The sequence below is a fragment of the Paracoccus actinidiae genome (genome assembly GCF_030863885.1).
In the GTDB taxonomy this organism is placed as follows: domain Bacteria; phylum Pseudomonadota; class Alphaproteobacteria; order Rhodobacterales; family Rhodobacteraceae; genus Paracoccus; species Paracoccus everestensis.
In genome coordinates this window covers 208,663-232,143 of record NZ_CP132956.1, presented here as the reverse complement: position 1 = coordinate 232,143, position 23,481 = coordinate 208,663, and the positions used below count along the sequence as shown (strand labels likewise).

The following is a 23,481-nucleotide window of genomic DNA, read 5'->3' as shown; positions in this document are numbered from 1 at the left end:
TCGCATTTCCGACACTGCCGGGGATAGCTGCGACATCCCCGGCAGCAAGGAACGATCAGGCGGCGGGCATCCGCTGTTCGACCATGCCTGCATACCAGCTTGATCCCGCCGGGATCGCGTCGTCGTTGAAGTTATAGGCGGGGTGGTGGACCATTGCCGTGTCGCCATTGCCCACAAAGATATAGGCGCCGGGCTTTTCGTTCAGCATATAGCTGAAATCCTCTCCGCCCATCATCGGCTGCATATCCATGTTCACGTCGCCCGCGATCTCTCGCGCTACGTCGGCGGCCCAGACGGTCGCCTGGTCGTCGTTCATCGTGACCGGATAGCCGCGCTGATAATCCACCTGCGCCGTGGCTCCCATGGCGGCGGCGATGTTGGTGGCAACGCGGATGATGCCCTCCTCCAACTGGTCGCGGACGCCCGGATCCAGGCTGCGGGCGGTGCCCTTCAGCTTGACCACCTGCGGGATCACGTTATGGGCGGTCGAATCCGTGGACACGACGCAGACCGAGATCACCGCGTTCTTCAGCGGATCGATGTTGCGCGCGACCACCGATTGCAGGGCCACGATGATCTGGGCGGCGGTCAGCGTGGTGTCGATGCATTCATGGGGCTTGGCCGCATGGCCGCCCTTGCCCGTCACGATGATGTCGAACTGGTCCGCCGCCGCCATCATGGCCCCCGGCTTGATCGAGAAGCTGCCCACCGGCATTCCCGGCATATTGTGCATCCCATAGAATTCCTGGATGTTCCAGCGGCTGACCAGACCGTCCAGCACCATCGCCTCGCCCCCTGCCCCGCCTTCCTCGGCGGGCTGGAAGATCACCACGGCGGTTCCGTCGAAGTTGCGCGTCTCGGCCAGGTATTTCGCGGCGCCCAGCAGCATCGCAGTATGGCCGTCATGGCCGCAGGCGTGCATCTTGCCCGGCGTCTTGGACGCGTAACCCAATCCCGTCTGCTCGATGATCGGCAAGGCGTCCATGTCGGCGCGCAGGCCGATCACGCGGCCCCGGCTGTCGGTTCGGCCCTTGATGACGCCCACGACGCCGGTCCGGCCCACGCCCTCGACCACCTCGTCGCAACCGAAGCCACGCAGCAATTCGGCCACGCGGCCCGCAGTGCGGTGAACGTCATACAGCAGTTCGGGATGTTCGTGGAAATCGCGGCGCCATGCGGTGATTTCAGGCAGAAGTTCGGCAAATCGGTTTTTGACAGGCATGAACGGTCTCCTTCAGCGGGGACAGGGTGAACCCATTCTGCATGATCTGCAAGCGCCGGTTTCGGGCGGTTGACCCTAGTGATGGGTCGCCGGTTCGACCAGAACCTTGTGACCTGGCGCGACCTCGCGATACACCGAGGGCGCTGCCTGGTAATCGACGGGATGGATGGGCGAGGGGATCGGCTTGAAGTTCAGATCCTCGCTGATCTTCTTCTGGCGCGGATCAGCCACCGGCACGGCGGCCATCAACTGCCGGGTGTAATTGTGTTGCGGGTTCTCGAACACCTGGGCACGGGTGCCCATTTCCACGATGCGGCCCAGATACATCACGCCGACATGGTGGCTGACGCGTTCCACCACAGCCATGTCATGGCTGATGAACAGCATCGAGATGCCCAGATCCTGCTGCAACTCCATAAGCAGGTTCAGCACCTGCGCCTGCACCGACACGTCCAGCGCCGACACGGCCTCGTCCGCGATGATCAGCTTGGGGTTCAGGGCAAGCGCGCGGGCGATGGCGATGCGCTGGCGCTGGCCGCCCGACATCTCGTGCGGGTAACGGCGCATGAAGCTGCGGGGCAGTTCCACCCGGTCGAACAATGCGGCAATCTTGTCGCGGCGTTCGGACCGGCTGCCGATGCCGTAATTCTCCAACGGCTCTGCCACCTGGTCATAGAGCTTCATGTGCGGATCGAGGCTGGCAAAGGGATCCTGGAAGATCATCTGCATATCGCGGCGCGCGCGGCGCAGGTCGCGCGGGGACAGGGCCAGGATGTCGGTGCCGCCCAGATCGACCTTTCCCGAATCCGGTTCGACCAGCCGCAAGAGAGACCGCCCGCAGGTGGATTTCCCGCAGCCGGATTCGCCAACCAGCGACAGGGTTTCGCCCGCGTTGATGGTAAAGCTGACATCCTCGACCGCGTGGACGCGGGCTGTGGTGCGGCGCAAAAGCCCACCCTTGACGGCAAAGCGCGTGGTCAGGTTCCTCACCGTCAGCAGGGGCTTGGGATCCTTGACGATGATCGGCTCGGGCGCCGACAGGGTGCCGTCGCGCATCAGGCGCATCCGTTCGGGGGCGGGCTTGCCGGTCATTTCCCCCAGGCGCGGCACGGCGGCCAGCAGCATCCTGGTATAATCTTCCCTGGGGTTCTCGAAGACCTCGGCGACGGGGCCTTCCTCGACCTTCTGGCCGCGATACATGACGACCACGCGGTCGGCCATCTGTGCCACCACCGCCATGTCATGGGTGATGAATAGCACCGCGATCTGCTTTTCGCGCTTCAGCCGGTCGATCAGCGCCAGGATCTCGGCCTGGATGGTCACGTCCAGGGCGGTCGTGGGTTCGTCGCAGATCAGCAAGCGCGGCTCGCAGGCCATGGCGATGGCGATCACGACCCGCTGGCGCATCCCGCCCGACAATTCGTGGGGATACTGGTCCAGCCGGCGCTCGGGTTCGGGGATGCGGACTTGGCGCAGGATTTCCAGGGCGCGGGCACGGGCCTGGGCCTTGGTCATATTGCGATGGACCATCAGCCCTTCGGTCAGCTGGTCGCCCACGGTAAAGACCGGGTTCAGCGCGGTCATGGGTTCCTGGAAGATCATGCCGATCTGGTTGCCGCGAATGTCGCGCATCGCGGGGGATGATTGTTGGGCCAGGTCGATCTGGCGCCCGTCGCCGCTGTCGAACATCAGCCGCCCGCCCGTGATCGTGCCGCCGCCGAATTCCACCAGCCGCATCAGGGACAGCGAACTGACCGACTTGCCCGACCCGGACTCGCCCACGACGCAGACGCATTCGCCCGGGTTGATGGCAAAGCTGATATCCTTGACGCCCACCACGACGCCATCGCCGGTTTCGAACTCGACCCGAAGTTTCTCAATGGAAACAAGCGGCTTGTCATCCAGCATCAGATCGCCCCCGGCATGGTCACCGGGCAAGGCTAGTCACCCTCGCCGGAAAGTCAAAGGCGAAAGAACCGCCGCGCCGTCACGCGATGGGACTTGCTTTCCAAAGGGGCTTCGATTGAAACTGATGCCATTCCGCAGGGCCCGGGGACCGCAACGATCCCCCGGCATACCAAGGGAAACAACGACATAAGCCTGACAAGGGCAACAGAGATCCCCGGCCGCGCCCGCGGTTGCACCTTCCGACAGGAGAGATTGATGAAGCTGAAGACAATGCTGATGAGCGCGGCCGCCACCCTGGCCCTGGCGCCCGCCGCCATGGCCGAACGGGGCAACGACGGTGCGCTGAACATCATCATGTGGCAGGCGCCGTCCACGATGAACCCCTATCTTTCGGGGGGCACCAAGGAACTGATCGCGTCCAGCATGGTGCTGGAGCCGCTGGCCAGCATGAGCCCCGAGGGCGAGCATGTCCCCCGCCTGGCAGCCGAAATCCCGACGCTGGAAAACGGCGGCATCGCCGAGGATCTGAAATCGGTCACCTGGAAACTGCAGGACGGGCTGAAATGGTCCGACGGCACGCCCGTCACGGCCGCCGACGTGGTGTTTTCAGGCCAGTACTGCATGGACCCCGAGGGTGGCTGTTCGCAGCTTGCCAAGTTCGAGGGGATCGACAAGATCGAGGCAGTCGATGACCTGACGGTCAAGATCACCTTCAAGGAAGCGATGCCCGATCCCTATTCGGCCTTTGTCGGCGCGAACGGGCCGATCATCCAGAAGGCGCAGTTCGAAAACTGCATGGGCGCCAACGCGCCGACCTGCACGGACCAGAACTTCAATCCGATCGGCACCGGCCCGTTCCGCGTCACGCAGTTCCTGACCAATGACGTGATCACCTTCGAGGCGAACCCCGAATACCGCGACGCGATGAAGCCCGCCTTCGCGAGCGCCACCATCAAGGGCGGCGGCGATGCGGCGGCGGCGGCACGGGCGGTTCTCGAAACCGGCGAATACGATTACGCCTGGAACACCCAGCTTGCCCCCGACGTGATCGCCGGGATGGAGCAGATGGGCCGGGGCAAGGTCAGCGCGGCCTTTGGCAGCCTGGTGGAACGGATCCACGTGAACCTGACGGACCCCTCGCCGTCCCATCCCGAAGGCGAGCGTTCGACGAATGCCCATCCCCATCCCTTCCTGACCGACCCGGCGGTGCGCAAGGCGCTGTCGATGGCCATCGACCGCCAGCTTCTGACGGAAATCGGCTATGGCGCGGCAGGCCAGCCCACCTGCAACTATGTCCCGGCACCCGAGGCCTGGGCCTCGACCAACGAGGAATGCCTGACCCAGGACATCGAGGGTGCCAAGGCGCTACTGGAGGAAGCGGGCTGGACCGTGGGCGGCAGCGGCGTGCGCGAAAAGGACGGCGTGCAGTTGAAGATGGTGTTCCAGACCTCGGTCAACGCGGTGCGTCAGGATTTTCAGGCGCTGATCAAGCAGTGGTGGTCGGAAATCGGGATCGAGACGGAACTGAAGACCGTCGATGCCTCGGTCTTCTTCGGGACCGACCCCGGCTCGCCCGACACGCTGCAGAAATTCTATGCCGACGTGGAGATGTATGCCGACAACTTCGAGGGCGGGAACCCCGCGCCCTATCTGGCCAAATGGACCTGCGACAAGGCCCCCAGCCCCGCGAACCAGTGGCAGGGCGAAAACATCAGCCGCTATTGCGACCCGGCCTATGACGAGTTGATGGCCGAGCTGAGCCGGACCGTTGATCCGGCAGCGCGCGCCGAGATGGGCCGGCGGCTGAACGACATGCTGACCAAGGACAGCAACGCGATCATTCCGCTGATCTATCGCGGCACGGCCTCGGCCCATTCCAACAGCCTGGGCGGAGTCGTCATGAACGCCTGGGATTCGGAACTGTGGAACGTTGCCGACTGGACCCGCGTCCAGTAATCCCGACCGGCCCCGCGATCCGTCGCGGGGCCGAATTCATCAAGGCAAGGGTTGAACGTGAAGAAAGCTCTGGTCCCGGCGCTGACGATGGCCGCGCCCGCCCCGGATTGCGCTTGCTGTTTCGGCAGGGCGCGTCGGTGCTGAACCCGTATCTGTCCACGGGTGCCAGGGACGTGGATCCCACATCCGGTTTTCTGGCGGGCGTCCCGCCCCATGGGTGGAAAGGCAGCCAGTGGGCCATCGCCGATCCGTGCCGCGCCGAATGACATTTCCTGGAGGCCTGCGATGCTGACATTCACCATCCGCCGCCTGCTGCTGGCGATCCCGACGCTGTTGTTCATCTCGTTCGTGATCTTCATGCTGCTGGAAGCATCGCCCGGCGATCCCCTGGGCGACGTGCCGCTGACCGTCCCGCCCGAGGTCAAGGAACGGATGCGAGAGGCGCTTGGCCTGGGGCAGGCCTGGTACATCCGCTATGTCCTGTGGCTGAAGCAGTTCTTCTGGGTCGAGCCGCTGTATTGGTTCGACAGCGTGTTCGGCACCCAGTTCAGCGCCGGGATGCAGCGGATCATCAGCTTCCAGTCGCGCAGCCCGGTCTTTGACGTGATCGCGCAGCGCGTGCCTCAGACGCTGACGGTGGTGGGATTCAGCTATCTGGTGGGGATCCTGATCGCGCTGCCCATCGGCATCATCTCGGCCTACAAGCAGTATTCCTGGTTCGACCAGCTTGGCACCTTTGTGTCGATGATCGGCTTTTCCATGCCCACCTTCTTCACGGGCGTGGTGCTGATCATCATCTTCGGGGTCAAGCTGCAATGGTTCCCGTCCGTCTATGACACCACCTTGCAGGTCCGCGACTGGGACAGCTTCTGGGCGCAGGTCCGGCAGATGGTCATGCCGGTGACGGTGCTGGCGCTGTATAACGCGGCCCAGATCAGCCGCTTCATGCGCGCCTCCATGCTGGACAACCTGAGCCAGGATTACGTCCGCACCGCCCGCGCCAAGGGATTGTCGGAAAGGACCGTGGTGCTGAAGCACGTGCTGAGGAACAGCCTAATCCCGGTCATCACCGTGATCGCGCTTGGCCTGCCCGCCGTCTTCGGCGGCGCGATCATCACCGAACAGGTGTTTAAGGTGAACGGGCTGGGCCAGTTGCTGATCACCGCGATCCACGGCAACGACATCCCCATGGTGCTGACGCTGACCTTCATCTTCGCGATCCTGATCGTGCTGTTCACCCTGATTGCCGACATCCTTTACGGCATCCTTGACCCGAGGATCCGCTATGACTGACCCGGAACGCCAGCACGCCCTTGATACCGCCGAAGCGGTGGATGCCACCGCGGCCTCGGCCGGCGTGGTCGCGGGCCTGCCCCCGGCCGACCCCCACCAGGCAGGGGGCGAGACGCGCAGCCAGTGGCGCGACATCTGGCGCCAGTTCCGCAGCCATCGCGGCGCCATGGTGGCCCTGGTGCTGTTCGTGGGGACCATCCTGTTCGTGACCGTCGGTCCTTACATCTGGACCCTAGACCCGACCTATGTGGACATCCGCGCGCGCAATTCAGGCTTTTCCGCCGCCCATCCGCTGGGCACGGATCAGCTGGGTCGCGACATGCTGGCACGGCTGATGGCCGGGGGGCGGGTGTCCATCGCCGTGGGCCTGACCGCGATGATCATCGCCATCACCCTGGGAAGCCTGATCGGCCTGGTGTCGGGATATTTCCGGCGCATGGACGCACCCCTGATGCGACTGACTGAACTGTTCCTGGCCCTGCCCCTGCTGCCCTTGCTGCTGCTGATGGTGACGCTGTTCCGCGAACCCTTGTCGCAATCCTTCGGCCCCGCCATGGGCACCTTCATCCTGATCGTGTCCGCCATCGGCGCGACAAGCTGGATGCAGGCCGCCCGCATCGTGCGCGGCGACGTTCTGGGCCTGAAGGAACGCGAATTCATCCTGGCCGCCAAGTCCATCGGCACGCCTGCCCACCGGATGATCCTGCGCCATGTGCTGCCCAATGTCCTGTCGCCGATCATGGTCGCAGGCACCCTGGGCATCGCCACGGCGATCATCACGGAAAGCGCGCTGTCCTTCCTGGGCTTGGGCTTTCCGCCGGATTTCCCGACCTGGGGGCGGCTGCTCTATGACGCGGTGGACCAGATGATCATGTATCCGTGGCGGGTGATCCTGCCGGGGCTGTTCATCTCTTTGACGGTGTTGTGCGTGAACTATATCGGCGACGGGCTGCGCGACGCCATGGATCCGCGGATCCGGGGGCGGTAATTCAAAGGGCCACGAACGAAGGCAGAACACGGGCTTTCCATGCCCTGCCCTTGCGCCTATGTTGGCGGGATGGAGCTTTTGGACGATTCCGACGACATGGGCGATGTCCCGCTGTCCCGCCGCGCAATGGCCACGCGCCCTGCCCCCTATCTGGACGGGTTGAACCCGGCGCAGCGGGCGGCGGTGGAAACGCTGGACGGCCCGGTGCTGATGCTGGCGGGCGCGGGCACCGGCAAGACCCGTGCGCTGACCACGCGGATTGCGCATCTGCTGATGCTGGGCCGTGCGCGGCCGGGGCAGATCCTGGCCGTGACCTTCACCAACAAGGCCGCGCGGGAAATGAGGAACCGCATCGCCCGCCTGCTGGGCGAGACTGTCGAAGGAATGCCCTGGCTTGGGACCTTTCATTCCATCAGCGTCAAGATCCTGCGCCGCCATGCCGAATTGATCGGCAATGGCGACGTGCATCTGAAGCCCTCCTTCACCATCCTGGACACCGACGACCAGATCCGTCTGATGAAACAGCTGATCCAGGCCGAGAACCTGGACGAGAAACGCTGGCCCGCCCGCCAGCTTGCCGGGTTGATCGACGGCTGGAAGAACCGCTGCCTGACCCCGGCGAACCTGCCCAAGGGCGAAACCGCCAGCTTCGACGGCTGGGGCGGACGGCTTTACAAGGCCTATCAGGATCGGCTGCTGACGCTGAACGCCGTCGATTTCGGCGATCTGCTGATGCATTGCGTGACGCTGTTTCAGGCGCATCCCGACGTGCTGCGCGGCTGGCAGGACCGGTTCCGCTATATCCTGGTGGATGAATACCAGGACACAAACGTGGCCCAATACCTCTGGCTGCGGCTGCTGGCGCAGGGGCACCGCAACATCTGCTGCGTGGGTGACGACGACCAGTCGATCTATGGCTGGCGGGGGGCCGAGGTCGGCAACATCCTGCGCTTCGAACACGACTTTCCGGGTGCGCAGGTGGTGCGGCTGGAACAGAACTATCGGTCCACCCCGCAGATCCTGGCTGCCGCATCGGGCCTGATTTCCGCCAACCAGGGCCGCCTGGGCAAGACCCTGTGGACCGATGCCGAGACCGGAGAGCCGGTGCGCCTGATCGGCCATTGGGACAGCGAGGCCGAGGCCCGCTGGATCGGCGAAGAAATCGAGGCCTTCCACGGCGGCCACCGCGCCAGCATCGGCCGCACCAGCCTGAACGACATCGCGATCCTGGTCCGCGCATCCCACCAGATGCGCGCCTTCGAGGATCGCTTCATGTCGATCGGCCTGCCCTATCGCGTGATCGGCGGCCCGCGTTTCTATGAACGCGCTGAAATCCGCGATGCCATGGCCTATTTCCGGCTGGTGGTCAGCCCCGCCGACGACCTGGCTTTCGAACGCATCGCCAACACGCCCAAGCGCGGCTTGGGCGAAAAGGGCTTGCAGGCCATTCAACACATGGCGCGGGCGCGGGGCCTGTCCCTGCTGGAGGGCACCGTTGCTGCCCTGACCGCGGGCGATCTGTCCGGCAAGGCCGCAGCCCAGATGCGCCAGTTCACGGAAAGCATGGGCCGCTGGCACGCCGACGCGCTGGACGACCGGGTCAGCCATGTCGAACTGGCCGAGCGGATTCTGGACGAATCCGGCTATACCGCCATGTGGCAGGCCGACAAGACCCCCGATGCGCCGGGACGCCTGGACAACCTCAAGGAGCTGGTCAAGGCGCTCGAGGAATTCGAGAACCTGCAAGGCTTCCTGGAACACGTGGCCCTTGTCATGGATCGCGACGACGGGGACGCGGCCGAACAGGTCAGCATCATGACCCTGCACGCGGCCAAGGGCCTGGAATTTCCCATTGTCTTCCTGCCGGGCTGGGAAGACGGCCTGTTTCCCAGCCAGCGCGCGATGGACGAGAACGGCACCAAGGGGCTGGAGGAGGAACGCCGCTTGGCCTATGTCGGCATCACGCGTGCCGAACGGCTGGCGACGATCAGCTTTGCGGGCAACCGGCGGCTGTATGGGCAATGGCAAAGCTCCATGCCGTCGCGCTTTGTCGATGAACTGCCGCCCGAACATATCGAGGTGCTGACCCCGCCCGGCCTTTACGGCGGCGGATATGGCGCGGCCATGGCATTCGCGGCAGGCGGGCCCGTCAACGCGCTGCACGAACGCGCGGCCAAGGCCGATGTCTATAACTCGCCCGGCTGGAAGCGGATGCAGACACGGGCGGGCGAACGCAAGGCGCCGGTTCACCGCACGCCCATCATCATCGACGCCGAACCGGCCGCGAAGTTCACCGTCGGCGACCGCGTGACCCATGCCAAGTTCGGCGAAGGCACAATCGTGGGCATTGCCGAGGATACGCTGACCGTGCAATTCGGCGCGGGCTTCAAGAACATCAAGGCGGCCTATGTGCAGCCCGTGGGCGCAGACGACGTTCCGTTCTGACGGCTGGTCCCCTGCCCGGCAGGGTGTTAGCGTGCCGGAAATCATATCGGACCGCCCCCTTGGCCGCCTTGTTCCGCCTGATCCTGTTCCTGCTGATCGCCGAAACGGCGTTTTATCTGCTGCTGCGGATCTATTTGCGGTCATTGCGCCGCGAACGGCTGGAGGAAACCTGGGACAGCCGTCATCCCGCCATGCCGGGGAACACCCCTGCGCGCCGCGCGTTCGTCCGCAGGTCCATGACCGGCTTTGACAAGACGCTGAAATCGCGGTTGTTGCTTCTGGTCTTTGTTCTGCCCAATCTGGCAATCATGGGCATCATCTATTGGGTCAACTGGCAATAAGGGCGCGACATTCATGCATTATCTCAAGGTCGCGATGGGCGTGCTGCTTGGCGTGGTGGTGTTCCTGTTCCTGGACTATGCGCTGCCGTCCAAGAACACGGTGCGCATCACCAACACCTATAACCGCCTGACCTCGGTCACGGCATCGAACGCGATCTTCTATGCCTCTGACAACACCGGCACGGTCGAAAATGCGGCGGGACAGCGCGATGTGCGTTTCATCGAAACGGTGCGCCCCAACGGCAAGGTCTTCGTTTACCGCAACGAGGATACCGGCTGGATCTGGCCGCCCTATTTCAAGTACGACAGCGCCAATTTGCAGGCCGAGGCGACGAACCTGCAATCGGGCCGCGACAACCCGCAATGGGTCAGCGTCACCGCCTATGGCTGGCGGATGGCGTTCCTGTCCACCTATCCCAACGCGGTCAGCATCGACACGCTGGCAGGCCCGGACGAACGCCCGCGCAACTGGGCCGCGTCCATTGTCTGCATCGTCCTGCTGATGCTGCTGGCGCTGCTTTGGCGGATGTGGGCGCAGTTCCAGGACCGCGGTTTTGGCCGTCGGAAAAAGCCATGACCCGAAACCCCGGCACCGCCCTGCGCACCGACGGGTTTGCGGACATCCGCATCAACACCCCCGCCGTCGAACGCCGCGCGGCCAGCCTGCCCGCCCGGCGCAGCCTGAAGAAGGATCACCAGGCGGCATGGCTGCTGAACGCGGTGCGCTGCATCGACCTGACGACGCTGGCGGGCGACGACACGCCCGACCGGGTGGCGCGGCTCTGCGCCAAGGCGCGCCAGCCGATCGCACCCGACCTGCTTGATGCCATGGGCGTCACCGGCCTGACCACGGGCGCGGTCTGCGTCTATCCCACGATGGTGGCGCCTGCCAAGCGCGCGCTTGGCAATTCCGGCATCCCGGTCGCCAGCGTCGCCACCGGCTTTCCTGCGGGGCTGATGCCCCTGAACCTGCGGCTGGCCGAGATCCTTTATGCGGTCGAGCATGGCGCGGACGAGATCGACATCGTCATCACCCGCGCCCATGTGCTGCGCGGCGAATGGCCGGCGCTTTACGACGAGCTTCGCGCCATGCGCGAGGCTTGCGGGGACGCGAAGATGAAGGCGATTCTGGCCACGGGCGACCTGAAATCGCTGGAGAATGTGGCGCGTGCCAGCCATGTCGCGATGCAGGCAGGGGCGGACTGGATCAAGACCTCGACCGGCAAGGAAGGGGTGAACGCCACCCTGCCCGTCAGCCTGGTGATGTGCCGCGCGATCCGCGACTATCGCGACCAGACCGGCTATGTCGTGGGCTTCAAGCCCGCAGGCGGGTTGCGCACTGCCAAGGACGCGCTGAACTGGCAGGTGCTGATGGCCGAGGAACTGGGCCGCGACTGGCTGCGCCCCGACCTGTTCCGCATCGGTGCCAGCAGCCTTCTGGGCGATATCGAGCGCCAGATCAGCCACCATGTGACGGGCCGCTATGCCGCCGGTTACCGCCAAGCGATTGCCTGAGGTTTCGCATGACCAGCGTGAGCGAATTGATGGAAACGATGGAATACGGCCCCTCGGTCGAGGACAGCGCCGCCGTGCGCGACTGGCTGGCGCGGCGCGGTGCGTTCGGCCATTTCATCAACGGCAGCTTCACCGAACCCGGCGCGCTGTTCGACACGCGCGACCCGGCGACGGGCGAGGTTCTGGCGCAGGTGACGCAAGGCACAGCAGATGACGTGGCGGCGGCGGTCGCTGCGGCGCGGCAGGCACAGCCCGCATGGGCGGCGCTGACCGGGACGCAGCGGGCGCGGCATCTTTACGCCCTTGCCCGGCATATCCAGAAACGCGAACGCTTCCTGTCGGTGCTGGAGACGCTGGATAACGGCAAGCCGATCCGGGAATCGCGCGACATCGACGTGCCGCTGGTCGCGCGGCATTTTTACCACCACGCGGGTTGGGCGGAACTGCGCGACAGCGCCTTTCCGGGGCATCAGCCGATTGGCGTCTGCGGCCAGATCATCCCTTGGAACTTTCCGCTGCTGATGCTGGCCTGGAAGATCGCCCCTGCCCTTGCGGCGGGCAATGCAGTAGTGCTGAAGCCTGCCGAATACACGCCGCTGATCGCGCTTGCCTTTGCCGAGATCTGCCAGGAAATCGGCCTGCCTGCCGGCGTGGTCAACATCGTCACCGGCGATGGCGACACGGGCGCGGCCCTTGTCGCGGCCGAGGTGGACAAGATCGCCTTCACCGGATCCACCGAAGTGGGCCGCGCCATTGCGGGCCAGCTTGCCGGCACGGGAAAGCGGCTGACGCTGGAACTGGGCGGCAAGTCGCCCTTCGTGGTCATGCCCGACGCCGACCTGGATGCGGCGGTGGAAGGCGTGGTGGATTCGATCTGGTTCAACGGCGGCCAAGTCTGCTGCGCGGGATCGCGGATCCTTGTGGCCGAGGCGGTGGCGGATCGGTTCGAGTCCCTGCTGTCGGCCCGCATGGCGCGGCTGCGGGTCGGCCCGCCGCTGGACAAATCCACCGACGTGGGCGCCATCGTGGATCCCATCCAGAAGGACCGCATCCTGTCGATCTGCCGCGCGGCAACCGACGCGGGTGCCGAACTGGTCGGCGGCATGGCGCAGGACGGTTGCTTCATCGCGCCGGGCTATCTTCGCAACATCAGCCCTGCCAATCCGGGCTTCGAGCAGGAGATCTTCGGCCCCATCGCCACGCTGTCCACCTTCCGCACGGCGGATGAGGCGGTCGAGCTTGCGAACAACACGCGCTATGGCCTCGCCGCCTCGATCTGGTCGGAAAGCGCGGCGGTGTCCACGGATATTGCGGCCAAGGTGAAGGCGGGCGTGGTCTGGATCAACTGCGCCAACCTGTTCGACGCCGCCGCCCCCTTTGGCGGCTATCGCGAAAGCGGCTTCGGCCGCGAGGGCGGGCGCGTGGGGATGGGGGACTATCTGGCCGAACCAGCGGTCGATGTGGCGGACGAACCGGCCCCCGCAGCCCCGGTCGCCGCGACCACCGGGACGGGCCATGCCTCAGGTCTGGACCGCACGGCCAAGCTGTATATCGGCGGCGCGCAAAAGCGGCCCGACGGCGGTGCAAGCTATGCCGTGCCGGGCGGCCTTGCGCCCCTGGGCAGCCGCAAGGACATCCGCAACGCAGTCGAGGCAGCCGCCAAGGCGGGCAAATGGGCGGCCATGGGCGGCCATGCCCGCGCGCAGGTGCTGTATTACATCGCCGAGAACCTGTCCGCGCGCGCCGATGAATTCGCCACCCGCACCAGCCGGGCCGAGGTCGATGCAGCCATCGACCGCGCCTTCCACTATGCCGCCTGGGCCGACAAGTTCGACGGTGCGACTGTGCAGGCCAAGCCCGGCCACCTGCTGAACATCGTCAACGAACCCTTCGGCGTGATGGGCATTGCCTGCCCCAACAGTCAGCCCTTGGCGGCGTTCATGTCGCTGGTCATGCCCGCCATCGCGATAGGCAACCGCGTCATCGCCATCGCCGCGCCCGACGATCCGCTGGCGGTGACGGATCTGTATCAGGTCTTCGACACCTCGGATCTGCCGGGGGGCGTGGTCAACATCGTCACCGGTCCGCGCGACGATCTGGCCAAGGTTCTGGCCGCGCATGACGAGGTGGCGGCGATGTGGATGGTCGGCGGCGATCTGGCGGCAGTGGAACGGGCAGCAGGCGGCAACCTCAAGCCCGCCTGGGCGCCCGCGCATCGGGACTGGACCGGCCAGCAGGCGCAGGGAGAGGTCTTCCTGCGCCACGCCACGCAGGCCAAGACGATCTGGCTGCCCTATGGCGCGCTGCCCGAAGGCACCGGGTCTGCGGCCTATTAGGCGCGCAGGCCCGCGAAGGTCATCGGGTCCAGGGATGCCTGGGCAAAGGTCGGCCCGCTGGTCATCAGGCTGACCGCGTCATGGGAATGCAGCGATTCCTGGTGGCTGGCAACCACCCGGAAATCGCCAAAGCGCGGATCGGCCAGCATCTGCTGGGCAAAGGCGCGCACCGCATCCTCGACAAAGATCGGGTTCGAGGCGTTGAGTTCGGCGAAGGCCTGTTCATCCTCGCGCTTGACCATCACCTGCGTCTCGGTCGGCACGGCGCGGCGGCAGAGTTCCACCATATCCTCGAACCAGATCTTGTCCGGGCCAAGCATCACCGCCGAAATGCGGGCGATCGACCGCTGCGAATGCGGCGTTGCCAGCCGCGACCGGGTTTCGCGAGCGTGTTCGGACAGTTCCAGCGAACAGGGGCAGGTCGAGGAATAGACATAATCGAAATGCATGATCCGCAGGCGCTGACCATGGAAGTCCAGCACCTCCATCGCGATGTCGTAATATTGCCAGCCCGACAGGCCGGATCGCAGCGAATCCACCCGGATCGGATAAGAGAACTTCATCTGGATCCGCGCGTCATAGGCGTCCAGATCGGCCTGATAATCGTCCAGCGCGGCCTCTAGCACCTTGAGGCTGAAGGCATGTTCGGAATGGGCATAAAAGGACCGCATGATCCGCGACATGTTGATGCCCTTGCGGTCGGCCTCCAGGCTGACGGTGCCGGTCACGCTGGTTTCCAGCGCCAGCTCGCCCCCGTCGCGGGTCTGGTACCGGATCGGCAGGCGAAAGTTCGAGATGCCCACGTGCTGGATCGGCTTGCGGGCGCCAATGATCAGGCTGGCAGGCCCGTTCTGCAGATCGGGCAGCCCGGCCTTGTAGGCGTCATCCACCCGGAACCCCGCATCATAGCTGCGCGCCAAGGCCGGATAGGCAGGGATCATCGGGCGGGCTTCGGTCATGTGGGCATCCTTGTTGCGGGATCGCGCCATAATATGGGGGTTCGGGCGCGGATTCCAAAGCGTTAATCCGGCATCCGGGCCCACGGGGCCGACCAGTCCTTATGCGCCAAGGGCCTGGTGTAGGTCGCCGATCAGATCCTGCGCATCTTCCAAGCCGACGGACAGCCGCAGCAAACCGGGCGTGATGCCCAGATAGGCGCGGTCATCCTCGGACAGGCGCTGATGGGTGGTCGTCGCGGGATGGGTCACGATGGATTTCGCATCGCCCAGGTTGTTTGAAATGCTGACGATCCCCAGCCGGTTCAGCACGGCGAAGGCCGCGTCCTTGCCGCCCGCGACCTCGAACGCGATCATGGTGCCGCCCGACCCCATCTGGCGCATCGCCAAATCGTGCTGGGGATGGTTGGCCAGGCCCGGATAGATCACGCGCGACAGGGCCGGATGGCCTTGCAGCGCCTGGGCGATTGCCAGGGCGCTGTCGGCCTGGGCACGGACGCGCAGATCCATCGTCGTCAGTCCGTTCAGCATGATCCAGCTGTGAAACGGGCTGATCGAGCCGCCGGTATGCTTCAGGTAAGGCTCGGCCACCTCTCGCACGAACTGGCGGGTGCCGCAGATCACGCCCGCAAGCGCGCGCCCGCCCCCGTCGATATGCTTGGTCGCGGAATAGACGATCACATCGGCGCCCAGATCGGCGGCGCGGGAAAAAACCGGGGTGGCAAAGACGTTGTCGGCGACGACCAGGGCGCCGACCTTGTGCACCAGATCGGCGACGGCGGCAATGTCGATCACCTCCAGCGTGGGGTTCGACATGGTCTCGAAGAAGGCCGCCCTGGTGCCGGGGCGCAGGGCCGCGCGCCACTGGTCCAGGTCGGTGCCGTCGACATAGGTGACCTCGACCCCGAAACGGGCGAGCAGATCAAGGACATAAAGGCAGGATCCGAACAGCGCGCGGGCCGCAACGATGTGATCGCCGGGCTTGCACATGGAAAACAGCGCGCCGTTGACCGCGGCCATGCCGCTGGCCGTGGCAAAGGCATCCTCGGTCCCTTCCAGGGCGGCGATGCGATCCTCGAACATGCGGCTGGTGGGGTTGCCATAGCGGGCATAGATGAATTCGTCCGGGCCGGTGCCCTTGAAGCGCGCCTCGGCCTGTTCGGCGCTGTCATAGACGAAGCCCTGCGTCAGGAAGATCGCCTCGGCCATCTCGCCATACTGGCTGCGGCGGATGCCGTGATGGACGGCCTGCGTGCGCGGGTGAGGTGCCTTGGCGGAACTGTCGCTCATGAAATGCCCCTGTGCTGACGCCAGCGGGTTAGCGCCCAAGGGCTTGCGGCGCAAGGGTGAAGCCCCAGACGTGCTGGCATAGACCCGATGCAGGCGCAACGAGTGAAGACGCCGTTTTGTCCATCCATATTTGCAGGCCATTCAATTTTCATGAAAAATCAAATGCATATCAATAAGCATATGCTTAACTGACCAAATGGACAGGTTGAGCCATAGATGACGCACGAGTAAGTTGATCGGGTAGTCAACGATTGGACTGCAACAGGAAAAGATCTGGACCAAGGACTGGAAATCGCGATGTCGATGTTGGAATATGCAACCGAATATCCCGACACCGTGTTGCGTTCATCTGGTGGCTCCAGCCTTTCCGAACGCACCCTTGTGCAGGGTGCGGCATTGACGAAGCAGGACGGCAAGTCCGATTGGGTGTGTGGCGGCGCAGTCCCCGCAGGTCCGGCGACGGACCCGGTGGACGACTGCGCTTGCGTGTAAAGGTGACAAGCTTGCTGACCTGACCGGTCGTCCTTTGGATCGGGAATATTGGGCCGAGTATTTCGGTTTCTGTTTTTGTAATGGCCCGTAATGCTACAGGGGGGCGGAGAAATCCGCCCCCTGTTACATTCAAAGATAGTCGCCGCGCTGCAGGCCGTATTTGGCCATCTTCTCGTTCAACGTCCGGCGCGGCAGGCACAATTCGTCCATGACCCCGGAGATGCTGCCCTTGTGGCGGCGCATGGTGTTGTCGATCAGCATCTTTTCAAAGCTCTCGACATATTCCTTGAGCGGCTTGCCCTCGGTCGTGGTGGCCTGCTGGTTGTCGTCCCCGTCCGCCATCAGAAGCGAGGCAATGGATCCCGACCCGCGCCGGTTCTGCAGGACGGCGCGTTCGGCCACGTTGATCAACTGACGGATATTGCCGGGCCAGGGGGCCTGCAAAAGCTGGGCGGCTTCCTGCGCCGAAACCTGCGGCGGCTCGCAGCCGTATTCCTCGGAGAACTGGTCGGTCATGCGGGTGAACAGCGACAGGATATCCTCGCCCCGCGCGCGCAGCGGCGGCAGGGTGATCTTCAGCGCGGACAGGCGATAGAACAGGTCGGGGCGCAGCGAATCCTCGGCCTTGCGGCCCTCGCCCCGGGCATTGGAAATGGCGATGATGCGGGTTTCGGCCGGGCTGCCGCCTTCGCTGATAAAGGCCAGCAGGCGCGCTTGCAGCGATTCGGACAGCGCCTCGATATCCTCCAGACACAGGGTGCCGCCGCGCGCCTCCTCGACCGCGGGGATGCCGTCCTCCAGCGGGCCGAACAGGCGGGCCGACAGCGCCTCGTCGCTGTAGGCGGCGCAGGATACGGGCACGAACTTGCGCGACGCGCGGGGGCCGACCGCGTGCAGGGCATGGGCCACCAGCGTCTTGCCGGTGCCCGTTTCACCGTCGATCAGCACATGGCCGTCGGCCTGGCCCAGATCCAGAATGTCCTCGCGCAGGCGTTCCATCACCGGGCTGGTGCCGATCAGCTTGGACATGACCTGCTGGCCTTCCGACAGGTCGCGGCGCAGCGCGCGGTTGTCCAGCGTCATGCGCCGCATCTGCGTGGCCTTCTTGGCAAGCGCGGTCATCTTGTCGGGATTGAAGGGCTTTTCCATGAAGTCCATGGCGCCGATCCGCATCGCCTCGACCGCCATGGGCACGTCGCCATGGCCGGTGATCAGGATCACGGGCAGGCCGGAATCCAGCCCCATCAGGCGCTTGAGGAAGGCGATCCCATCCATGCCGGGCATCCGGATATCCGAGACCACGATGCCGGGCCAGTCAGACCCGATGACCTTCAGCGCATCTTCCGCACTGGGATAGGTCTCGGTCTCGAACCCGGACAGCACCAGCCACTGACTGATGGATTCCCGCATGTCTGGTTCATCATCGACAATCGCAATCTTCAATTTGCGGGACATTGTGTGTTCCTCTCTCGAACATTCATTCGGCGGCCAGCGGCTGCGTGCCCTGCCGCTGCTTCAGCAGGGGCAGTTCGACGGCAAACACGGCGCCTTCTTCTTCGTTATGGGCGGTCAGGCGGCCGCCGAAATCGGCCACGATGCTGGACGAGATGGCAAGGCCCAGCCCCGTCCCCTCGCCCGGTTTCTTGGTGGTCCAGAACGGCTCGAACAGCTTTTCCAGATCGGCGATGCCCGGCCCGTTGTCGCGCACCAGCACATGGGCATGGGCGCCGGTTTCCACCGTGATCTCGATCCGGGCATCGCGACGGTCGCGGACGGCATCGACCGCGTTGCGCAACAGGTTGATGATCACCTGCTCCAGCCGGATGCGGTCGGCCATCACCATGACCGGGCGGCGCGGCAGGTTGCGGGTCACGCGGATGGTGCGGCCGCGCAACTGCGGCTCCATCATGGTCAGGGCGCTGCTGACGGCGGCGCGCAGGTCCACGGGTTCCACCGCCTCGCCCCCCTTGCGGGCATAGGATTTGAGCTGCCGGGTGATCGCGCCCATCCGTTCGATCAGATCGTCGATCCGCTGGAAACTGGACAGCGCCTCCTCGGCCCGGCCGCGCTGCAGCAGCAGCCGCGCACCTGCCAGATAGGTCTTCATCGCGGCCAGCGGCTGGTTGAGTTCGTGGCTGACGCCCGCAGACATCTCGCCCAAGGCGGCCAGCTTGGAACTTTGCTGCACGGTCTGTTCGGCGACCCGCAGTTCCTTTTGCATCCGCTCGCGTTCGGCGATTTCGCGGGTCAGGCGCATGTTCAGCGCCCGCAGGTCTGCGGATTCGCGCATATAGGCGACCGACTGGCTGCGTGCCCGGCGCGACAGGGCATAGAATGTCCCTGCCAGCAGGATGGCGAATCCCATGATCTCCAGCGCCAGGACCGCGTTCACCTGTTCGCGGACGGATGCATAGGTGGTAAAGCTGATCATGCGCCAGCCGCGAAAGGGGATGCGCGCCTCGGCCTGCATGACGGCGCGGCCCTGGACATAGGCGTCGATGGGAAGCGCGGTCCAGTCGGCCGTGACCTGAAAGGCCCGCTGGATGGCGGATGGGGCGTCGCGAACCGCCAGGGCCTCGGGCATGGTCAACCCACGCCAGCGGGGTTCGGTCGCCAGGATGATGCGGCCTTCGCTGTCGGTCACGGCCACGGCGTCTGAAATGCCCGCCCAGGACCGTTCCAGCCGCGACAGGTCCGCGCCCACGACGATCACCCCCAACGTCCTGCCGTCGGCGACCACCGCGCGGGAATAGGTGAATTCGTATCCTCCGCTGCCCTGGTTGGCGAAGGTAAAGACCGTGTCGCGCGACCGCAGCGCCTCGACGTAAAAGGGCGACAGCACGTTGTTGCTGCCAAGCTGATATCGGTCGGTGGCCCCCACCGTGCGCCCCGACGCATCCAGAAGCCGGATCGAGGCCGCGCCGATTTCCTTTTGCGCCGCGATCAGCCGGGCCGAGGTGGTGGAAAAATCGTTGCTGTTCAGTGATCCGATCAAGGCCGGATCGCGTGCCAGCAGCAGCGGCACCACCGCCGTGCGCTGCAATTCCGACAGCAGGTTGCCGGTGTAAAGCGCCAGCCGCAGTTCGGACCGGACGCGGGTGTTTTCGGAAAAACGCGTGGTCAGCCAGGCATTCGTCGTCCAGATTGAAACAATCGCCAGCATGAAGATCAGCGCGACGGCAAGGCGCAGCCACCACGGATTGCCGGGTTGGGTCAGCCGCGGCCGCGAACGCTCTGACGCGCTGACGCTGTCCCTGTCCTCGATCACCTGTGAAGCCCGGTCCTGTTGCACAACTGCCGCACTCTAGGCGCAGAAGCGGTCATGCTCAAGTCAGGCGTTGACAGTCCCGTCAACCAAACAGCGGAACAGCGCCGCCCCATCGGTGCCGCCAAGCGCCGGATCGGCTGCGCGTTCGGGATGCGGCATCATGCCCAGCACGCGGCGGTTTTCCGACAAGATGCCTGCAATGTCGCCGACCGACCCGTTCATCGCGGGGGCATAGGTAAAGGCGATGCGGTCCCTGTCCTGCAACCGGGCCAGCCCGTCGGGGGTGATCTGGTAATTGCCGTCGTGATGGGCGACCGGGATGCCGATCCGCTGACCCTTGTCATAGCCGGCGGTGAAGGCGCTGTCGGTTGTCACGACATTCAGGACCGCGGGCTTGCACAGGAATGTCAGCCCGGTGTTGCGCATCAGGGCGCCAGGCAGCAGGCCCAGTTCGGTCAGGACCTGAAAGCCGTTGCAGATCCCCAGCATGAAACCGCCCCGTTCGGCATGGCGCCGCAGCGCCCCCGCAATCGGCGAATGCGCGGCGATCGCGCCGCAACGCAGGTAATCGCCAAAGGAAAAGCCGCCCGGCACGCCCACCAGATCGGTGCCGTCGGGTAAGGCGTCGTCCTTGTGCCAGACGCGCGTCACCTGGGCGCCTGCCTGTTCCAAAGCCACGGCCAGGTCTCGGTCGCAGTTCGATCCGGGAAAGGTGATGACAACGGCTTTCATGGGGCGACTCCTGTCCAGGGATGGGGGCGACATAGCGCAGCGCGTTGTTCATTGAAAGACCGGCGCGCTTTCATCCTGGTCCAAATATCCTCCGCCGGAGGCAAAAGGCCGGGCGAATGCCCGGCCCCCTTTTCAGCAATGACGCCTCAGTTCAGCGCCTTGTTGAGGTATTCGTCCACCTTTTCCAGATAGCCCATGGTGGTCAGCCATTTTTGGTCAGGCCCGACCAGCAGCGCCAGATCCTTGGTCATGTGACCGTCCTCCACCGCCTGGACCGTCACCTTCTCCAGCGTCTGCGCGAAATTCAGCAGCGCGGTGTTGTCATCCAGCTTGGCACGGTGCTTCAGCCCGCCCGTCCAGGCAAAGATCGACGCGATCGAGTTGGTCGAGGTCTGGTTACCCTTCTGGTGTTCGCGGTAATGGCGCGTCACGGTGCCATGCGCCGCCTCGGCCTCGACCGTCTTGCCATCGGGCGTCATCAGCACGCTGGTCATCAGGCCCAAGCTGCCAAAGCCCTGCGCCACGGTGTCGGACTGCACGTCGCCGTCATAGTTCTTGCAGGCCCAGACATAGCCGCCCGACCATTTCAGGTTCGACGCCACCATGTCGTCGATCAGGCGGTGTTCATAGGTGATCCCGGCCTTCTTGAACTGATCGGCGAATTCCGCGTCGAACACCTCTTGGAAGATATCCTTGAAGCGGCCGTCATAGGCTTTCAGGATGGTGTTCTTGGTGGACAGGTAAACCGGGAAGCCGCGCTGCAGGCCATAGTTCATCGACGCGCGGGCGAAATCGCGGATCGAGTCGTCCAGGTTGTACATGGCCATCGCCACGCCCGACGACGGCGCCTGGAAGACCTCGTGCTCGATCGTCTCGCCATCCTCGCCCACGAACTTGATGGTCAGCTTGCCCTTGCCCGGGAAGCGGAAGTCGGTGGCCTTGTACTGGTCGCCAAAGGCATGGCGGCCGACGATCACGGGCTTGGTCCAGTGCGGCACCAGGCGCGGCACGTTCTGGCAGATGATCGGCTCGCGGAAGATCACGCCGCCCAGGATGTTGCGGATCGTGCCGTTGGGCGACTTCCACATCTTCTTCAGGCCGAACTCCTCGACGCGCTGTTCGTCGGGGGTGATGGTCGCGCATTTCACGCCGACGCCGTATTGCTTGATGGCGTTGGCGGCGTCGATGGTGATCTGGTCCTCGGTGCGGTCGCGCTCCTCGATCCCCAGGTCGTAATATTTCAGATCCACGTCCAGATAGGGCAGGATCAGCTTTTGCTTGATGAAGTCCCAGATGATCCGGGTCATCTCGTCGCCGTCAAGCTCGACGACAGGGTTGGCTACCTTGATCTTCGACATGGGCATTCCCTTTGGCGTTGGATTCGGCTGCCGTCATAGCCGGGAACAATCGGGATGGAAAGAATGTATGCAGCGGTATGCAATTGTGTCGCGTGACAAGGGGGGTGTTGCAGATCCGGGACAGGCAACTGCTTTGTGCAACATTTGATAAAAACGCGCTGCAAATGGCAGATGCATTTACAGCCTAGGCGTGTTATCAACCCCTGGTAGTGTTTACGAGTATCAGGTGTTTTCATGGCATCAGTCACATGGATGTGGCTTGGCAATCATGCGCAGGTCAATGCAACCAACGCCACGCCCTCGTCCGAGGCGGAAGCGGACCGGATGGCGGGCTATGGCGCCGTGGGCACCGCGCAGATCAAGCCGGTAACGATCAAGGGCGACACGCGCACGATCACCGTCGATGGCAAGCGGGTCGAGGCCTTCGCGACCTCCTATAACGACGACAGCATTGGCCGGGATGTCGCGGATTCCCGGATGACGTATCAGGCCCCCCATTCGGGCCAGGCAGTCAACACCACCATCACCGGCTTTCTGTCGGTCCGCTATCAACTGACCTTTCCCGATGGCGGCCTGTCGGAACAGGACGGCGTGCTGATCCAGATGAAGAACGGCGACATGTTCTTTCGTCCCTCGAAAGATGCCTTGCGCGAATGGGACGGCATCGACGCCCTGCGCGGGGTCAAGATCCTGTCGGCCGATCCGCTGAGCCAGAACACCTATGTGGCGACGATCTCGTTCCGGCCGACGATCTTCGACCTGCCGATCAACTGCTTTACCAGCGGGACGCTGATCCGCACCGCCGCCGGTGAATCCCTGGTCGAGGATATCCGGGTCGGCGATCTGGTGATGACGCGTGACAACGGATTGCAGGCCGTCCGCTGGATCGGCGCCCGTCCTGTCACCGGGCCGGAAATTTCAGCCAACCCCGCCCTGGCCCCCGTGCGCATCGCCGCAGGCTCCCTTGGCCCGAACCTGCCCACGCAGGATCTGCTGGTGTCCCAGCAGCACCGCGTCCTGGTCCGGTCGGCCATCGCCGCACGGATGTTCGGGGCCCGCGAACTGCTGGTCGCCGCCAAGCACCTGACCGAGGTCAAGGGGATCGACATCCTGACGGATGCCCCCGGCGTCACCTATGTCCACCTGATGTTCGAGGCCCATCAGATCCTGGTGTCGAACGGGGCGGAAACCGAATCGCTTTATCCGGGACCGCAGGCGCTGCTGGCCCTTGGCGATGCCGCGCATGAGATTTTCACGCTGTTTCCGCAGCTTCGCGATGCCGTCGATGCTTTCCCGGGCGCCCGGCCCTTTGTCGCCGGCAAGAAGGCGCGGCAACTGGCCTCGCGTCACGCGGCCAACCAGAAGCCGCTGGCAAGCTGAC

General features: G+C 64.6%; 19 protein-coding genes. 11 read left to right on the top strand and 8 right to left on the bottom strand.

Annotation, left to right across the window (positions count from 1 at the left end; all coding sequences use genetic code 11):
* Positions 1-55 precede the first annotated feature (55 nt).
* Complete coding sequence (locus Q5701_RS01190; RefSeq protein WP_306753345.1) at positions 56-1,222, bottom strand: M20 aminoacylase family protein; 1,167 nt, start codon at positions 1,220-1,222, stop codon at positions 56-58.
* A gap of 75 nt (positions 1,223-1,297) precedes the next feature.
* Positions 1,298-3,130 carry an ABC transporter ATP-binding protein gene (locus Q5701_RS01185; RefSeq protein ID WP_234855066.1) on the bottom strand — a complete coding sequence of 611 codons (1,833 nt, stop codon included), beginning with the start codon at positions 3,128-3,130 and terminating at the stop codon, positions 1,298-1,300.
* Between the two features lie 255 nt (positions 3,131-3,385).
* On the opposite strand from Q5701_RS01185, the gene Q5701_RS01180 reads away from it, so the two are divergent.
* The 9 genes from Q5701_RS01180 to Q5701_RS01140 all read left to right on the top strand — a co-directional run bounded on the left by Q5701_RS01180 (position 3,386) and on the right by Q5701_RS01140 (position 14,004).
* The gene (locus Q5701_RS01180) at positions 3,386-5,086 is read left to right on the top strand and encodes a peptide ABC transporter substrate-binding protein (protein WP_306753344.1); all 1,701 of its coding nucleotides are present in this window, start codon (positions 3,386-3,388) and stop codon (positions 5,084-5,086) included.
* A gap of 107 nt (positions 5,087-5,193) precedes the next feature.
* Positions 5,194-5,352 carry a hypothetical protein gene (locus Q5701_RS01175; protein ID WP_306753343.1) on the top strand — a complete coding sequence of 53 codons (159 nt, stop codon included), beginning with the start codon at positions 5,194-5,196 and terminating at the stop codon, positions 5,350-5,352.
* A 19-nt stretch (positions 5,353-5,371) separates the two neighbouring features.
* Positions 5,372-6,379 carry an ABC transporter permease gene (locus Q5701_RS01170; RefSeq protein ID WP_234855063.1) on the top strand — a complete coding sequence of 336 codons (1,008 nt, stop codon included), beginning with the start codon at positions 5,372-5,374 and terminating at the stop codon, positions 6,377-6,379.
* Positions 6,372-7,367: an ABC transporter permease gene (locus tag Q5701_RS01165; RefSeq protein WP_306753342.1), complete on the top strand. Its 996-nt coding sequence runs from the start codon at positions 6,372-6,374 to the stop codon at positions 7,365-7,367. The genes Q5701_RS01170 and Q5701_RS01165 overlap by 8 nt, the downstream gene beginning before the upstream one ends.
* Before the next feature lie 69 nt (positions 7,368-7,436).
* A complete protein-coding gene (locus Q5701_RS01160; protein WP_306755495.1) occupies positions 7,437-9,812 on the top strand; it encodes an ATP-dependent helicase in 2,376 nt (791 codons plus the stop codon).
* 59 nt (positions 9,813-9,871) lie between these two features.
* Positions 9,872-10,153 (top strand): hypothetical protein, encoded by a 282-nt coding sequence (locus tag Q5701_RS01155; protein ID WP_306753340.1) that lies wholly within the window; start codon positions 9,872-9,874, stop codon positions 10,151-10,153.
* 13 nt (positions 10,154-10,166) lie between these two features.
* Positions 10,167-10,730, top strand: a complete 564-nt coding sequence (locus tag Q5701_RS01150; protein ID WP_306753339.1) for a DUF1523 family protein — start codon at positions 10,167-10,169, stop codon at positions 10,728-10,730.
* On the top strand, positions 10,727-11,668 hold the full coding sequence (gene deoC / locus Q5701_RS01145) for a deoxyribose-phosphate aldolase (RefSeq protein WP_306753338.1): 942 nt from the start codon (positions 10,727-10,729) through the stop codon (positions 11,666-11,668). Before Q5701_RS01150 ends, deoC begins: the two co-directional genes overlap by 4 nt.
* A gap of 8 nt (positions 11,669-11,676) precedes the next feature.
* Positions 11,677-14,004 (top strand): aldehyde dehydrogenase family protein, encoded by a 2,328-nt coding sequence (locus Q5701_RS01140; RefSeq protein WP_306753337.1) that lies wholly within the window; start codon positions 11,677-11,679, stop codon positions 14,002-14,004.
* Here Q5701_RS01140 and folE2 read toward each other — a convergent pair.
* Positions 14,001-14,963, bottom strand: coding sequence for a GTP cyclohydrolase FolE2 (gene folE2, locus Q5701_RS01135; protein ID WP_234855056.1), 963 nt, complete (start codon positions 14,961-14,963; stop codon positions 14,001-14,003). The two genes, Q5701_RS01140 and folE2, sit on opposite strands and share 4 nt — an antisense overlap.
* A 99-nt stretch (positions 14,964-15,062) precedes the next feature.
* Entirely contained in the window at positions 15,063-16,250 is a 1,188-nt protein-coding gene (gene metZ, locus Q5701_RS01130) for an O-succinylhomoserine sulfhydrylase (RefSeq protein ID WP_306753336.1), read from the bottom strand.
* Positions 16,251-16,547: 297 nt separating this feature from the next.
* Here metZ and Q5701_RS01125 point away from each other — a divergent pair, with 297 nt between their 5' ends.
* Positions 16,548-16,742, top strand: coding sequence for a hypothetical protein (locus Q5701_RS01125; RefSeq protein WP_306753335.1), 195 nt, complete (start codon positions 16,548-16,550; stop codon positions 16,740-16,742).
* A 129-nt stretch (positions 16,743-16,871) separates the two neighbouring features.
* Here the strand turns inward: Q5701_RS01125 and Q5701_RS01120 are convergent, their stop codons facing one another.
* The 4 genes from Q5701_RS01120 to Q5701_RS01105 form a co-directional block, all read right to left on the bottom strand.
* Complete coding sequence (locus tag Q5701_RS01120; RefSeq protein ID WP_306753334.1) at positions 16,872-18,197, bottom strand: sigma-54-dependent transcriptional regulator; 1,326 nt, start codon at positions 18,195-18,197, stop codon at positions 16,872-16,874.
* A gap of 22 nt (positions 18,198-18,219) precedes the next feature.
* Positions 18,220-19,905: a sensor histidine kinase gene (locus Q5701_RS01115; protein ID WP_306755494.1), complete on the bottom strand. Its 1,686-nt coding sequence runs from the start codon at positions 19,903-19,905 to the stop codon at positions 18,220-18,222.
* Between the two features lie 168 nt (positions 19,906-20,073).
* Entirely contained in the window at positions 20,074-20,742 is a 669-nt protein-coding gene (gene purQ, locus Q5701_RS01110) for a phosphoribosylformylglycinamidine synthase subunit PurQ (RefSeq protein ID WP_306753333.1), read from the bottom strand.
* A gap of 146 nt (positions 20,743-20,888) precedes the next feature.
* Positions 20,889-22,100 (bottom strand): NADP-dependent isocitrate dehydrogenase, encoded by a 1,212-nt coding sequence (locus tag Q5701_RS01105; RefSeq protein ID WP_306753332.1) that lies wholly within the window; start codon positions 22,098-22,100, stop codon positions 20,889-20,891.
* Positions 22,101-22,334: 234 nt separating this feature from the next.
* Between Q5701_RS01105 and Q5701_RS01100 the strand changes: the two genes are divergently transcribed.
* Entirely contained in the window at positions 22,335-23,480 is a 1,146-nt protein-coding gene (locus tag Q5701_RS01100; protein ID WP_306753331.1) for a Hint domain-containing protein, read from the top strand.
* Position 23,481 lies beyond the last annotated feature (1 nt).